Source organism: Pyxidicoccus xibeiensis (assembly GCF_024198175.1).
GTDB lineage: Bacteria > Myxococcota > Myxococcia > Myxococcales > Myxococcaceae > Myxococcus > Myxococcus xibeiensis.
The window spans coordinates 316,743-331,595 of the sequence record NZ_JAJVKV010000009.1 but is presented as its reverse complement, the minus strand read 5'-3'; the positions used below and the strand labels follow the sequence as shown (position 1 = coordinate 331,595).

General features: G+C 68.9%; 10 protein-coding genes. 6 read left to right on the top strand and 4 right to left on the bottom strand.

Annotated elements, in window-relative coordinates:
• Positions 1–174 precede the first annotated feature (174 nt).
• From LXT23_RS34005 to LXT23_RS33995, 4 genes are all read left to right on the top strand, one after another.
• Positions 175–6,474 (top strand): PA14 domain-containing protein, encoded by a 6,300-nt coding sequence (locus tag LXT23_RS34005; protein ID WP_253984550.1) that lies wholly within the window; start codon positions 175–177, stop codon positions 6,472–6,474.
• Entirely contained in the window at positions 6,465–6,932 is a 468-nt protein-coding gene (locus LXT23_RS50775) for a carboxypeptidase-like regulatory domain-containing protein (RefSeq protein WP_407692930.1), read from the top strand. The genes LXT23_RS34005 and LXT23_RS50775 overlap by 10 nt, the downstream gene beginning before the upstream one ends.
• A 22-nt stretch (positions 6,933–6,954) precedes the next feature.
• Positions 6,955–7,059: a Bor family protein gene (locus tag LXT23_RS34000; protein WP_253984549.1), complete on the top strand. Its 105-nt coding sequence runs from the start codon at positions 6,955–6,957 to the stop codon at positions 7,057–7,059.
• Positions 7,060–7,125: 66 nt separating this feature from the next.
• Positions 7,126–7,824 (top strand): type 1 glutamine amidotransferase, encoded by a 699-nt coding sequence (locus tag LXT23_RS33995; protein ID WP_253984629.1) that lies wholly within the window; start codon positions 7,126–7,128, stop codon positions 7,822–7,824.
• 3 nt (positions 7,825–7,827) lie between these two features.
• Here LXT23_RS33995 and LXT23_RS33990 read toward each other — a convergent pair whose 3' ends face one another.
• On the bottom strand, positions 7,828–9,063 hold the full coding sequence (locus tag LXT23_RS33990) for an MFS transporter (protein ID WP_253984548.1): 1,236 nt from the start codon (positions 9,061–9,063) through the stop codon (positions 7,828–7,830).
• Between the two features lie 229 nt (positions 9,064–9,292).
• On the opposite strand from LXT23_RS33990, the gene LXT23_RS33985 reads away from it, so the two are divergent.
• Together LXT23_RS33985 and LXT23_RS33980 are read left to right on the top strand one after the other, a co-directional pair.
• A complete protein-coding gene (locus tag LXT23_RS33985) occupies positions 9,293–9,829 on the top strand; it encodes a PDC sensor domain-containing protein (RefSeq protein WP_253984547.1) in 537 nt (178 codons plus the stop codon).
• Between the two features lie 11 nt (positions 9,830–9,840).
• On the top strand, positions 9,841–11,733 hold the full coding sequence (locus LXT23_RS33980) for a methyl-accepting chemotaxis protein (protein ID WP_253984546.1): 1,893 nt from the start codon (positions 9,841–9,843) through the stop codon (positions 11,731–11,733).
• 53 nt (positions 11,734–11,786) lie between these two features.
• Here LXT23_RS33980 and LXT23_RS33975 read toward each other — a convergent pair whose 3' ends face one another.
• The 3 genes from LXT23_RS33975 to LXT23_RS33965 form a co-directional block, all read right to left on the bottom strand.
• The gene (locus LXT23_RS33975) at positions 11,787–12,209 is read right to left on the bottom strand and encodes a type II secretion system protein GspG (RefSeq protein ID WP_253984545.1); all 423 of its coding nucleotides are present in this window, start codon (positions 12,207–12,209) and stop codon (positions 11,787–11,789) included.
• A 176-nt stretch (positions 12,210–12,385) separates the two neighbouring features.
• On the bottom strand, positions 12,386–14,482 hold the full coding sequence (locus LXT23_RS33970) for an alkaline phosphatase D family protein (RefSeq protein ID WP_253984544.1): 2,097 nt from the start codon (positions 14,480–14,482) through the stop codon (positions 12,386–12,388).
• A 158-nt stretch (positions 14,483–14,640) separates the two neighbouring features.
• The gene (locus LXT23_RS33965) at positions 14,641–14,844 is read right to left on the bottom strand and encodes a hypothetical protein (protein WP_253984543.1); all 204 of its coding nucleotides are present in this window, start codon (positions 14,842–14,844) and stop codon (positions 14,641–14,643) included.
• Between the last annotated feature and the right edge of the window lie 9 nt (positions 14,845–14,853).

Here is a 14,853-nt window from a genome sequence, read left to right as displayed (position 1 = left end):
GATGCCACGAAAAGCTGGCGATGCTGGCGTTTCGCCAGGGGACCTATGCAGACGACGTCGAAGGTGTTGGGGGCAGCAGCCGCCGCGGTGCTCGTTGCAATGTCAGCGGTGCGCTGCGGATACGAGGCGCCAGAAGCCAGCGCGCCGGCAGTGGAGGCCACGCGAAGCCAGTCATTGCAGGCACCAGGCCTCAAGGCCGAGTACTTCGATGATGACGCGCTGCAGACGCTCGTCACCCAGCGCATCGACGCGCAGGTGGACTTCGAGTGGGAGTATGGGATTCCGCCGGGGACGGCCATCTCCAACTACGACACCTTCAGCGTGCGCTGGACGGGAACTCTCACCGCACCAGTGACGGGCCTGTATACCTTCACCACCTCCACGGATGACGGCGTGCGGCTGTGGGTGGGCGGGCAGAGCGTCATCAACAACTGGACCTTGCAGAACGACTATGACCCCCTGTCCACCGGCACGGCGTCGCTGGTGGCCGGGCAGTCGTACCCGCTCGTCATGGAGTACTTCGAGGGACCGGGCCTGGCACATGCACGGCTGTCCTGGGCGTACCCCGGGCAGGCGCTGCAGGTCGTGCCCGCCAGCGCGCTCAGCCATGAGGACGGGCCTACCGTTCCGGGCGTGCCTCCGCTGGTGGAGACGGGCACCGGGACGGACTTCTCCGACGCCACCTCCTTCCTCTACACGGGCAGCAATCCGCCGCAGACGGGCGTGGTGCCCGGCACCATCGTCCCGAGCCGGGTGGCCGTGGCCCACGGGCGTGTGGTGAACCGGGCTGGCGCGCCCCTCTCGGGCGTGAAGGTGACGGCGCTCTCGCATCCGGAGTGGGGCGAGACGCTGACGCGCAGCGACGGTGCCTATGAGTTCGCCTTCAACGGAGGGGGCGTCGTCACCCTGAACTTCGAGAAGGCGGGCCTGCTGCCTGTGCAGAGGCCCGTGAAGTCCCAGTGGCGCGACTGGGTGGCCGTGGAGGAGGTGGCCCTGACGGCCCTGGACAGCGCCGTCACCGTCGTCAGCGCCAATGCCCCGGCACTGCAGGTGGCACGTGGCAGCGCGGTGACTGACGAGGACGGTGCTCGGCGGGCCACGCTGCTGGTGCCCGCGAACACAGGCGTCACCCTGACGTTGCCGGGCGGTGGCACCCAGGCGCTCTCCAGCATGTCCGTGCGCGCCACCGAGTACACGGTGGGCAGGGACGGCCCCAAGGCCATGCCGGGCGCGCTGCCGCCGATGAGCGGCTACACCTACGCCGTCGAGTGGAGCCTGGACGAGGCGCTCGCCGCCGGCGCCACCCGCGTCTCTTTCAGCCGGCCCGTCTACTTCTACCTGGAGAACTTCCTGGCCTTCCCCGTCGGCGGCGCCGTACCCACCGGCTACTACAATAGACAGCTCGGGGCATGGCAGGCGGACCTGGACGGGCGCGTCGTCAAGGTCGTCGCCATCAACGGCGGTTTGGCGGACGTGGACGTCACCGGCGACGGAGTGGCGGACACGGGGCCGGCACTCTCCGATTTGGGCTTCACGAATGACGAGAGACAGCGCCTGGCGACGCTCTACACCGCTGGCACCTCTCTCTGGCGCGTGCCGCTGACACACCTGACGCCCTGGGACTGCAACTGGCCCTTTGGCTTCCCGGACGACGCCACGGAGCCGCCCGACGACGCGCCCGAGGGAGACGAGCCGGAGCCCAACTCATGCACGACGTCCGGCAGCATCATCGAGTGCGAGAACCAGACGCTGGGCGAGGCCCTTCCTGTGACAGGCACGCCCTACACGCTGAATTACCGGAGTGACCGGGTGCCCGGCCGCACCAGCCGCTACAGCTTCGAGGTGCCCCTCACGGGCGCCAGCGTGCCCACGAGCCTCAAGGCCGTCGTCCTTCGCATCTCTGGCGCCGGCCGCACCTGGAACTACCGCTTCGCCAAGACGCCCAACCAGCGCTTCACCTTCCATTGGGATGGTCGCGACTTGTGGGGCCGCAAGCTGCACGGCACCCAGAAGTTCTACGTGGACGTGGGCTACGCCTACCAAGGCGTGTACCGGACTCCGGGAAGCGGAGGCGGCGCCGGCGGCGGCCGCAGCTTTGGCGCCGGGGGCGGGGCCCGCATGGCCACCGGAGACCGGATCGCAATTGAGGTGTTCCTCTGGCGGCGCTGGGCCCAGCGGTTGGTGGCGCACGATGCGCTGGCGCTGGCGCTCGGTGGCTGGACGCTGAATGCGCACCATACCTTCGAGCCCACCACGGGCATGCTGCACCGCGGAGACGGAACGCGGCAGTCGGCCCAGGCTGTGGACCCGGTTTGGAAGCTGGTTGCGGGCAGTGGCCAGGGGGGAGTCGCGGACGGTGGCATCGCCACGCAGTCGAGCTTCACGGTAAATCAGCTCAACGCGGGGCCGGATGGGTCGCTCTACGCAGTGGAAAGCCAGGGCGGCATCGTGCGCCGCATTTCGCCGGACGGGCGCGTCTATACCAGTATCGGCTGCAAGTCCGGGTGTGCCGTCACGGACGGGGGCGTGGGCGCTCCCGCCACGTCGACGGACTTCGGCACCATCTGGGTCCATGCGCTGGGGCCCGACGGCAGTCACTACGTTTCGACGAACAACAACAGAATCTACCGCATCACGCCGGATGGGATTGTCCACCCCTTCGCGGGCAACGGAGCCAGCCCGAACGTCGCTACCAACGGCGAGGGCGGACCCGCAACCCAGGCCAGCATCGGCAGTGTCGGGTTCATCCAGGTCTCCTCGGAAGGGGACGTCTACTTCAGCACGGCCTACAATGACTATCCAGACAGGAGGCGTATCCGCCGGGTCGACACGAACGGAATCATCACCACGGTGGTGGGGGATGGGACGAACTTGAAGAGTGCTACCCCCGTCCCAGCCCTGAGCACGGGCATTGGAGATCAGACGCACGCCGCGGCCTTTGACTCGGAGGGGGCGCTGTACTTCACGGGACAGACGGACTACCGCATTCGCCGGCTCGACGCGGATGGGTTGGTGCGGAGTGTCGTGGGCACTGGCGTCAAGGGTTACCTCGGGGATGATGGACCGGCCGATATCGCGGGCATTGGCGACTTCATCCACAGGAACGGCCTGGCTGTCGGGCCGGATGGCTCGCTGTACTTCACGGATGCCTCTCGGGTTCGTCGCGTGGGTCCGGATGGGATAGTTTCGACCGTTGCGGGAACAGGGGTGTACGGCAGCAGACATCCGGTGGAGGGCGCGAGCGCGCTCCAGACGGACCTCTATCCCAATCCAGCGCACCTGGCGGTGACCCCAGATGGCGCGCTCCACATCGTCTTCAATGCCCCCAACCGCATCTACAAGCTGAGCTCGCCATCTAGCGCGTTTGGGCTGGACGAGAGGCTCGTGCCGTCTGAGGACGGGCGCGAGGCATACGTCTTCTCGGGAGGGCGCCACATGCGCACGCTGGACGCGCTGACGGGGGCGACGCTGCTGACGTTCGGCTATGACACGGCCGGCCGGCTCGTCACCCTCACGGACGCCAATGCGCAAGTGACGACGATTGAGCGGCAGTCGGACGGCCGCCCGACGGCCATCTTGGCGCCCGGAGGCCAGCGAACCGAGCTGACGGTGACGCCGGAGGGACTGCTCACCCGCGTGGAGAACCCGAATAACGAGGCAGTGGTGCTGGCATACGGCGTTGGCGGGCTGTTGACGAAGCTCACCGACCCAGGCAACGGCGAGCATGACTTCGAATACGACTCTACTGGCCGGCTGGTGTACGACAGCAACCCGGGAGGTGGCTTCAAGACGCTGACGCGCTCGAAGCCGCTTTCGGGATCCGGCGCAGGCAAAGCGGGCTTCGCGGTGGACGTCATGACGGCGGAGGGACGTGTCACCCGTCACACCTCGGAGTGGGTGGGTAGCAAGCAGCGGCGCACCACGCGCACCCCCGCAGGCTTCACCACCATCCGCGACCTGGGAGTCAACGGCGTGGACGTCACGACGTATCCGGATGGCACGGTGGAAAACGTGCGGGCCGGCAGCGACCTCCGCCTGGGGGCGGGGACGCCCCTCACGGTGAGCTATTCAGCGGCGCTGCCTTCGGGCTTGACCCGCGTGGCCACGGCCAGCCAGTCCCTGACGCGTCCCTCGGGCGCGAACGCACTGGACCCCTTCGCGTACACCACCCAAACGTGGACGTCCGTGCTCAATGGCAAGTCGTCCAGCCTGGAGTTCGCGAAGGCCACCGGGCGCTTCACGCACACCAGCCCCATGGGCAAGAAGGTGTACACGGACATCGACGCGAAGGGCCGCGTCGCCCGCTTCGAGGTGACGGGTCTGACGCCCGTCACGTACGCGTACTACCCGGACGGCCAGCTGGCCTCCGTCACGCAGGGCGTGCGCACGCAGGCCTTCGCGTACCACGCGAGTGGGGGGGCGAAGGGCTGGCTTGCCTCCACGACGGATGCTCTGAATCGCACCGCCAGCTTCACGCAGGACGGGGTGGGGAGGGTAACGGACGCTTCGTTGCCGGGCCCTCGCGCGCTCTCCTTGGATTACGACGCGGAGGGCAACCTCACGTCGCTGACGCCTCCCGGCAAGCCACCGCACGCGTTTGGCTATTCGGCCAACGACCAGGAGGACGTCTACACGCCGCCCGCCGTCACCGGTATGGGCACCCTCAGCACCGTGGCGGCGTACAACCTGGATGACCAGCCGACGCTCGTCAGCTTCCCCGACAGCACCTCGGCCTCCGTCACCTATGACACGGGGGGGCGCCTCGCCACGGTGACGGCGCCTCGCCACACGGTGACGGCGGGCTATTCGCCCACTACCGGGCACCTGGAGAGCCTGACGGACAGCGCCGCCGCGAGCGGCAGCGGGGCAAGCCTCGCCTTCACCCGTGACGGCCCCCTGGTGACGGGCGTCAGCTGGACGGGCGGCGTCTCGGGCAATGTGGGCTACACGTACAACACCCACTTTGATGTGGCCTCCGTCAGCGTCAATGGTGGGACGCCCATTGCGTACACCTATGACAACGACCGGCTGCTGTCGGCCGCGGGCAGCCTCACCACGACGCGGAATGCCTCCAACGGACTTCTCACCGGCACCACGCTGGGGAGCGTCACGACGACGCAGGGCTACAACCTCTTCGGCGAGGTTGCGAGCCTGGCCGCGAGGTACGGCACGGCGCCGCTGTACTCGGTGACGCTGACGCGCGACAACCTGGGGCGCATCACCAGCCGTGCCGAAGCAGTGCAGGGCGGCGCCACGCAGACCTGGGGCTATACGTACGACACGGCGGGCCGCCTGGAGACAGTCACTCTCAATGGCGTGGCCCATGCTTCCTACGGTTATGATGCCAATGGCAACCGCACCTTACAGACGGAGGCTGGCGTCGTTACGGCCGCGACGCATGACGACCAAGACCGGCTGCTGACTCTTGGGACGGCGAGCTACACGTGGGGCCCGCGCGGAGACCTGCGGACGAAGACGGTGGGCACGGATGTCACCCAGTACACCTACGACACGGCCGGGAATCTCACCGCGGTGGCGCTGCCCGGTGGCACCGAGGTGGCCTACGTCATCGACGCCGCCAACCGCCGAATTGGCAAACGCGTCAATGGCAGCCTCACCCAGGGCTTCCTCTATGACGGGCAGCTGCGCGTCGTGGCGGAGCTGGACGGGGCGGGAAGCGTGGTGAGCCGCTTCGTCTACGGCACCAGGGGCCACTCACCGGATTTCATGGTGAAGGGTGGCGTGACGTACCGCTTCGTGTCGGACCACCTGGGAAGTCCCCGTCTTGTGGTGAATACCGCCAATGGCAACGTGGCACAGGCTCTGGAGTACGACGCCTGGGGCAGGGTGCTGGCCGACTCCAACCCCGGCTTTCAGCCTTTCGGGTTCGCCGGTGGACTCTTCGACAGGGACACGAAGCTGACTCGGTTTGGCGCTCGGGACTACGACGCTGAAGCCGGCCGCTGGACGACCAAGGACCCCATCCGCTTCGCAGGCGGGGATACCAACCTCTATGTGTACGTGGGGAACCAGCCGATCGGCTTCATCGACCCTCAGGGGACGTTGATGATGGACCCCTCATTGGGTGTCGTGAATGAACATGGCCTCCAGAACTTCGTTGGCTTTGTGTGGGGCACTGCCGGTCAACTCGCCGGATGGCTCATGGGCTCGCCAGTTACGAAGCGGGTGGAAAAATCCAAATTCGGGGACATCCTGATTTTCGAGAACCACCCTTTCCAGAATGGGTACGCGACGACTTACGGGCGTGTGATTTGCGCCACAAGCAAGAACATGTCGCCAAGCACATTTGACCATGAAATGCAGCACGTAGAGCAATCACAAGTGCTGGGCCCGCTCTATCTTCCGGCCCATCTGGCATTGCAGACATACTCTAGACTCACCACGGGTTCGTACAGTGCCGCAAACCCTCTTGAGGCAGGACCTCATTCCAATCCACCCCGCCCATGGCCCTAGCAAAGCTAACGCCTCGCGCTCGCGTTCTGCGCCGCCTCGCACCAGGTCTTGCTTACAAATGGCGGCGCGCAGTTGGTTCCCGTGATTGGGAACTTCTTCAGGCTCCAGTTGGCCCGGCCATTCGTCCCCAGTTCGCGCTTTTGCTGCTCCTCGCAACAGCCTGCGACCCTGTTTGGGATGCCCATGGCCGAGTGGTGGACTGCACCACCTCCCGACCGGTCACGGGGGCAAAGGTGGTTCTCGTCGTTGCGGATGGAGGCGCCGAGCGCCGGGCAGAGAGCACCAGTGATGAACGGGGCGCGTATTGGGTGCAACTCATCGCTGAGCACCGCCGACCTGCAACGATGAGTTTCTCAAAGCCGGGGTACGAGGAGCGAGTCCAGCGACTGCAGGGGGAACGAAGCCTTCGCGACCAGCCGGAGCAGGTTTGCCTGACACCTCTTCCGCCCAGTCGATAGCCACGGGGTCACGGAGCTGGAGGTGACCGCCACCGACGTGCTCCTGTCCCTCGTCACCCTCCTCATCTACACGCCGCACACCCTCCGGGTGACGTGTGAGCAGCCCGCGTCCGCCGAGGCCCGCTGACGTGGCGCACTCGCGGGGGATTCCCGCTAGGCTCCCGTCCGCGACTCACGGACGGAGGTCATGACGATGCGCGCGGTGGTGTTCCAGCACGAGGAGCACGAGGGGGCGGGCCTGCTGGGCCCGGTGCTGCAGGAGGCGGGCTTCACCCTCGTCAACCGGTTCCGGACCGTGAAGCGCGAGGACGTGGACGCGGACCTCGTCGTCGTCATGGGCGGCCCCATGGGCGTCTACGAAGCCGAGCAGCACCCCTTCCTCCACGACGAGCTCGCCCTCCTCACCGAGCGCCTCGCCTACGAGCGCCCCTGCCTGGGCATCTGCCTGGGCGCCCAGCTCCTCGCCTCCGCCGCAGGCGCCGAGGTCTTCGTCGGAAAGAACGGCTTCGAAGTCGGCGTCGCCCCCGTCCGCTGGACGCAGGACGGCCTCAAGGACCCCGTGATTGCCGGCGTCCGCCCCAAGACGGTGGTGGCCCACTGGCACGGCGACACCTGGAAGCCCGTGCCCGACGCCGCGCTGCTGGCCTCCACGGACCGGTACTCGCAGCAGGCCTTCCGGCTGGGGAAGTCCTACGGCTTCCAGTTCCACCTCGAGCTCACCGCCACGGAAATGGGCCGCTGGCTGGACCTGGGCGCCGAGGACCTCCAGCAGCGCGGCAAGGACCTCCAGGAGCTCAAGTCCCAGCTCCCCAAGCTCAAGGCCGCCGAGGCGGAGAACATCGAATTGCTCCACCGCCTCGCCCGCCACTTCGCCGAAGCCGCGGGCCGCTGACGCTCACGGCTCCACGAAGTCCAGGTCGCGGCCGAACGTCTCGTCCACCCCCCGCAGCGCCGCGAAGGCCACCAGCAGCGCGAGCCCACCCACGCACAGGGCCGCGCCCCGCAGCCCGAGCCACGGCGTGGCGAGCTGGAGCCCCGACGTCAGCAGCACCGTGGAGCCCCGGATGAAGTTGGGCACCGTCGTCGCCGCGGTGGCGCGCAGGTTGGTGCCGAACTGCTCCGCGGCGATGGTCACCAGCACCGCCATGTACCCAGCAGAGAACCCCAGCACCGCGCAGCACGCATAGAACGCCCACAGCGACTGGCTGCCCACGGTGAACAGCGCCGCCGTGCCGCCCGCGCCAATCAGCAGGAACAGCGCCACGCTCTTCTTGCGGCTGCGCGCCAGCTGGCTGAACAGGCCGCTGGCCAGATCTCCCAGCACCGTCCCCACGTTGCCCACCAGCACCGCGGTCGCCACCGACGGCACCTCCGTCATCCCGAAGGCCCGGCCGAACTCCGGCGCGAAGGTGATGAGCACGCCAATCACGAACCAGATGGGCACGCCCACCAGCACCACCGACACGTACCGCCGCGCGGACGGCCCCGGCTTCAAGAGCCGCAGGAAGTTCCCCCGCGACACCGCCTGCTCCTTCATCGCGGTGAACAAGCGCGGCTCATGCACGCTCAGCCGCAGGCACAGCAGCGCGAACCCCATGCCGCCGCCGACCATGTACGCCGTGCGCCAGTCCAGCCGGCTCCCAATCAGCGCGGCCGCAATCGCCCCCATCACCCCGTTGGTGGCCACCAGCGTCGTCCCGTAGCCCCGGCCCTCCCGGGACATCAGCTCGCTCACCAGGGTGATGCCGGCGCCCAGCTCGCCCGCGAGGCCGATGCCCGCCAGCACGCGCAGCACCGCGTACTGCTCCACCGTCTGCACGAAGCCGTTGGCGAAGTTCGCCGCCGAGTACAGGAAGATGGAGCCGAACAGCACCGACAGCCGCCCGCGCCTGTCACCCAGCACGCCCCAGAGGATGCCGCCCACCAGCATCCCCATCATCTGCATGTTCAGCAGCCGGACGCCCACACCCATCCGCTCGGCCGCGGGAACGCCGATGGACTCCAGGCTCTGCGCCCGGACCACGCTGAAGATGACCATGTCGTAGATGTCGACGAAGTAGCCGAGCGCGGCGACGACGATGGCCAGCCGAGCAGCCCGCTGGAGCTCGATGGGGACGGAAGTGGCGGTCATAGGTGAGTCTTCCCGGTGAAAACAGCAAGTCGCACGGTCGTGAATCAGGGAATCCACGTTCGTGCGTGGCCATCAGACACCAGACCCGGTCATCCAGGACAGGAGGAGGAGGGCCAGCTTGCTCTCCTGGCTTCGAACAGGGACTGTTCGTGCTGTAACAATCCATGGCGTTCAATAGGGGCGAGTCCCCAGCCCCGGTCGCGCTGGCGACCGAAATGGAGAGGTGTGGATGTCGTGGTTCACCCTGGCGGTCTCGTTGCTGGCCCAGCTCCCCGCGGATGGCGCTGCCCAGCTGCAGAAGGTGGACGGCGTGCTGCCGGCGCTGCGGCGGATGGCGGTAGACCCCGAGGTCATCCAGGCGGTGCGGGCCCAGAACGCGCGCCGCGTTTCGCTGGCCACCATCCGCGGGCAGGATGACGCCTGGCGCGCCTCCCCGGTGCTCACGCCCTTCAAGCAGCAGGTGCTCGCCACCGCGTGCTCGCGCGTCCTGCACCGTCACCGTGAGCAGCTGGGCGGGGTGGTGGCCGAGGCCTTCGCCATGGACGACCAGGGCGCCCTGGTGGGCGCCACGCGGCGCACGTCCGACTACTGGCAGGGGGACGAGGCCAAGTTCCAGGTGCCGTTCGGCAAGGGCCAGACGCTGCGCGAGAAGCCCTTCTTCGACGAATCCTCCCAGGCCTACGTCATCCAGGTCTCCCTGCCCGTGCGCGACGGCGGAAGGACCATTGGCGCCCTCACCGTCGGCCTCTCCCTCCTCGACCTGTGACTGTGCACCCCATGCGATTCCTGGACGGCCTGAAGCTGCGCGCCCGCCTCACGCTGGCGGTGTCCCTGCTCATCCTCTGCGCCCTGCTGCCGCTCAACCTCTTCCAGCGGTTCTCCACGACGGAGAACATCCACGAGCAGATCCACGCCACGCTGGAGGTGGAGGCGGAGGGGCTGAGGGACCTGGTGGAGAGCGCGCTCGCCGAGCGCGAGGCCAATGCCCGCAGCTGGTCCGAGGACGCCATCCTCCGGGGCGCGCTGCTGTTCGACACCTTCGAGAAGAGCGACGCGGTGCTCGCGACGCTCCAGAAGCGCCACCCCTCGTTCAGCGGGCTGGTGCTCTTCACCGAGGACGGCCGGGCCGTCTCCGCCAGTGCGCCCTTGCTGCGCGAGGCCTTCGTCGCCCGCCAGCCGGAGGTCGTCGCCTCGGGCTGGTTCCGCGCCGCGCTGGAGGGCCGGCTGGACACGGGGGCCGTCACCCAGGTGGACCCGGTCTTCGGCCAGCGCGTGCTGCCATTCGCCGTGCCCGTCCTCAGCCCCATCAGCGGCGCGCGCATCGGCGTCCTGCTGGCGGCGTATGACTGGGGGCAGGTGAGCAGCGTGGTGTCCACGGCGCTGGAGCGCTCGCATGCGCGGGGCCAGAAGAGCTTCGCGCTGGAGGTGAGGTCGGCGGACGGTACCTCGCTGTACGACTCGCGGGACGCGGCCACGCCGCGCGCCGCGGATGCCGTCAGCGCGCAGGCAGTCAACAACGAGACGCGGCACGACGTGGGGGACGGCTGGCTGTTCGTGGCCACGGTGGACCCCGAGGAGGCCTACGCGCCGATTCAGCGCGCCGAGACGGTGGCGGTGCTCCTCACGGTGGGCTCGTTGCTGCTGGCCGGCCTGGGCGCCTGGCTGCTGGCACACGGCATGACGCGGCCCATCTCCACGCTGAGCGAGGTGGTGGGGCGCATCGTCCGCGAGGGCGACCTCACCCAGCGCGTGGCGGTGCCGTCACGCCGTGACGAGGTGGGCGAGCTGGCGCAGGCCTTCTCGCGGATGATGAACCACCTGCGCGAGTCCACCGCCAGCCTCCAGCAGGGGACGAAGGTGCTGGGGCAGACGGTGGCCGAGCTCACCAGCGCGGCGTCCCAGCAGGAGCGCAACCTGTCACGCCAGGCCGCGGCGCTGCAGGAGACGCAGGTGACGGCGCAGGAAATCAAGCAGACGTCGATGATGGCGGCGGACCGCTCGCAGGCGGTGCTCGGCGCGTCCGCGCGGGCCCGCGAGGTGGGCTCCGCGGGTGAGGCCACCGTCAGCGCCAGCCTCCAGGGCTTCGAGCAGCTGCGCGAGCAGGTGGGGCGCATGGCCACCAGCATCTCCGCGCTGGCGGACCGCACGCAGCAGATCGACGGCATCACCCAGACGGTGAAGGACCTGGCGGACCAGTCCAACATGCTGGCGCTCAACGCGGCCATTGAGTCCGTGCGCTCGGGTGAGCACGGCAAGGGCTTTGGCGTGGTGGCGCGCGAGATTCGCAGCCTCGCGGACCAGTCCATCACCTCGACGGGGCGGGTGCGCGAAATCCTCGAGGACATCCGCCGGGCCATCCAGGCCACGGTGGGCATCTCCGAGGAGGGGCAGCGGCGCACCGAGGTGGGCCTGGGCCAGGTGCGCGCCAGCGGTGACAGCCTGCGCGAGCTGGCGGGCATCATCCAGGACAACGCAAACGCGGCGCAGCAGATTGCCGCGGCGGTCACGCAGCAGAACGCCGGCGTCGCGCAGATCTTCACCGCGGTGACGGACCTGTCCAAGATGATGGAAGAGACGATGCAGGGCCTGAAGGGCACCCAGCAGACCACCGAGCTGTTGCGCGACGTGGCGCAGCGCATGGAAGTGGTGGCGGGCACCTACCGCGTCTGACGAGACGGAACACCGGCTCCCGTTCCCGGGAACGGGAGGCCGGTCACCATGGCTCAGCCGTTCGAGTTGCGCGTGTCCGCCGAGGAGAGGTCCGCATCGTTGCCCTCGCCCCCGGCGGTGCCGTCCGCGCCGTAGGACAGGATGACAGGCTTGCCGCCCTCGTTGAGGTACACGTAGTCATTGTTCCACGGGTCCTTGGGCAGCTGATCCAGCGTGTGCCCCTCCACCAGCGCTGACAGGCCGGTCGCCGTGTCCGGGAACTTGCCCTTCTTCGTGTAGTGGAGCTTGAGCGCCGTCTGGATGTTCTTGATGTCCAGCGCGGCGGTGTCCCTCCGGGCCGCCTCCAGCTGGGGAATCACGGCGACGCCCACGGCCGCTGCGATGAGGCCGAGAATGGTGATGACCACCATGATTTCGATGAGCGTCATTCCGCGGTTGCGACGACGACGAAGCTGCTTCTGCTTGTTGGGATTCATGACTGTTTTGACCTCACGTGACGTTCTGGCAGGCCACCCCTCCGACTTCGTGTCGCCATGTCGTCAGCCCCCCTGGCTGCGGGCATGGCGGGGCCTGCGTGAGCCCGCGTCCGACCATGGGAAGCGGGCTCGGATGGGTGTCAGTGCAGGCCGCGTGCCGGGACGTCGGGCGACGCTCACCCCTCGGAGATGGCTCCTGCGCGCACGGTGAAGTCCCGCCGCGTGAAGCGTGCGGCCAGCTCCTCGGGCCGGTCCGCGTAGGAGGTCCCCGCCTCGGAGCTGGGGATGAGGTGGTAGGCGGCCCGCACGGCGTCGGCGCCCACCTCCACCACGGTGAAGCCCTGCGCGCCGGTGTCCACGAAGGCGATGCCCGGGTTGCCCTCGCGCAGCGTGGCGTTCTGCTCGGTGACGACGTAGCGGAACACCGCCGAGCCGGGAGGGAAGCCCGCCGCCGTCACCTGCTCGGCCGCTTCCTCCTGCACCGACGCGGAGGAGATGGACGGCGCGGTGAGGGCCGGCACGCCCGCCTCCACCGAGGCGAAGGCGGCGTGGATGTCACCCGACACGACGACCGTCCTATCCGACGTGAGCCCGCGCAGCTGCCCCAGCAGCCGCGCCCGCGCCTGGGGGAAGCCGTCCCACTGGTCCACGTCGAAGTAGTAGCGGTTGCGCACCGTCACGGGCTCGACGTCCGGCTTGTTGCTCAGGTCCCACACCATGGAGGTGGCCGACACCGAGCTGACCAGCACCTTCCACGTCTGCGGGCCGGCCGCCGCGTCCCGCACGAAGGCCGACTGCTCCGGGCCCAGCGCGTCCTGGGCCGCGCCTCCCGTGGATACGTCGCGCCACGCGGCGTACACGTCGTACGTGTCCTTCACCACCACGTAGCGCGAGCCCAGCCGGGAGAAGAGCGCCGTCTTCCCCAGGTGCACGAAGGCGATGCCCCGCGCCTTGCCAGCAGGGTCGATGGGAGCCCGGCCCACCTGGGCGAGCACCGGGTTGACGTACGCCAGCGCCAGCGGGCCTCGCACCACCGCGGCGGCGCGGGTGGCCGCCTCCTGCGCCGTCAGCCCCGCCGCCACCGCGAGCTGCTGGTAGGCCTGGAGCAGGATGCCCTTGGCCTCGGCGTACTCCGGCGCGTCGATGTCGACATAGGCGAAGGTGTCCGCCGCGAAGGCCGCCGCCACCCCCAGCGTCGCCAGGGCCGCCGCGTCCACGGCCACGGTAGCGGGCCAGGCGTCCTCGGGGATGAGGTGGTCGGGGCGCCGGGTGCGGTAGTCGGTGACGATGAGCCGCAGCGAGGCGCCGAAGTCGAGCGCGCGCCACAGCCGCGTGTCCGGGTAGACGCGGGTGGCATCCAGGTCGACCGGGCCGCCGGACACGTCCTCGGGGTCCACCGGGAGGTACTCGAAGAAGGCGAGCTCCGCGTTGCGGCGCCGCTCCACCTGGAGCTCGTCCTGGCGTCCGTCCGTGTAGCTGGCGTGTGCGTCCCACGAGTCGTCGGAGAACTCGTGGTCGTCCCAGACGGAGACGAACGGGTAGCGCTCGTGCGCGCCCTGGAGGAACGGGTCCGTGCGGTATGTCCGGTACAGGTCCCGGTAGTTGGACAGTGACGCGGCCGCGAGCACGGGGCCCAGTCGCAGCGCGCCCTCCGGCTCGCGGAAGCGCACCTGGCGCGCGCCCTCGGGAGGCGCCGCCTCGGGCGTCGTCTCGTAGACGTAGTCCCCGAGGAACACCACGAAGTCCAGGTCCTCGTCGAGCTGCAGCAGGCGCTGCCAGGCGTTGTAGTAGCGCCCGTTGTAGTTCTGGCAGTTGGCCACCACGAAGCGCACCGGCTCGCCCGAGCCCGCCTCCGGCGCGGTGCGCGTGCGCCCCACGGGCGACGAGACGCGCCGTCCGTTCTTCGCGTAGAGGAACCGGTAGAAGTACCGGGTGCGGGGCGCCAGGCCGACGACCTTCACCTTGACGACGTGGTCATGCGCCGCGGTGGCGGGCACGTCCACGAACTCCAGGACGCGCTCCTTGAAGCGCTCGTGGGTGGAGACCTGGAGGGTGAGCCGCAGGTCATCGCCGGGGTTGCCCACATCCTCCACGCGTGTCCAGAGCACCACGCTCCCCGGACGTGGGTCTCCCGACGCCACGGACTGCGGGAAGAAGGCGCGGTCCTCGACGATGGGCATGTCGTCGCCATCGTCCGAGCAACCGAACGCGGTGCTCGCGGCCACGGCGACGAAGCACTTCAGGACGGACCGGCGATCCAGCACTCGCGACATGAGGCGTCTCCTCGGCGGACCGGGAGTCAGGCCCCCGGGAAACGCGCGAGGTTACGGGGCGCGGGGCGCGGCTCCATGGGGCCCGGGGCTGCCCGTCCGTCCGCTTCCCGCCAGCGCCGTGCGCCGATGGGGCAGGGGGACGTCGTCGCGTGCGAGGGCTAGTCGTAGCATTCGCCAGCAGCCTGCTCGGCGTGGCGGAGCATCTCGCGCAGCTCTGCTTCGACCTCGCTGGCCGCGTCCTCCCACGTCATGTCCTGCCAGCCGGGTGGCGGATTGCGCCCGCCGGCCTCTTCGCACGACACCTGGCTGGGCTCGGGGTGCTCAGCGAATGCGTGCCAATGGGACGTATCGATGTACGGCACATGGACCCC

What these genes read in the sequence shown, in the direction of transcription:
- LXT23_RS50775 (WP_407692930.1), top strand. Translation starts at nt 6,465, where the DNA reads ATGGCCCTAGCAAAGCTAACGCCTCGCGCTCGCGTTCTGCGCCGCCTC.
- LXT23_RS33995 (WP_253984629.1), top strand. Translation starts at nt 7,126, where the DNA reads ATGCGCGCGGTGGTGTTCCAGCACGAGGAGCACGAGGGGGCGGGCCTG.
- LXT23_RS33980 (WP_253984546.1), top strand. Translation starts at nt 9,841, where the DNA reads ATGCGATTCCTGGACGGCCTGAAGCTGCGCGCCCGCCTCACGCTGGCG.
- LXT23_RS33985 (WP_253984547.1), top strand. Translation starts at nt 9,293, where the DNA reads ATGTCGTGGTTCACCCTGGCGGTCTCGTTGCTGGCCCAGCTCCCCGCG.
- LXT23_RS33990 (WP_253984548.1), bottom strand. Translation starts at nt 9,063, where the DNA reads ATGACCGCCACTTCCGTCCCCATCGAGCTCCAGCGGGCTGCTCGGCTG.
- LXT23_RS33970 (WP_253984544.1), bottom strand. Translation starts at nt 14,482, where the DNA reads ATGTCGCGAGTGCTGGATCGCCGGTCCGTCCTGAAGTGCTTCGTCGCC.
- LXT23_RS33975 (WP_253984545.1), bottom strand. Translation starts at nt 12,209, where the DNA reads ATGAATCCCAACAAGCAGAAGCAGCTTCGTCGTCGTCGCAACCGCGGA.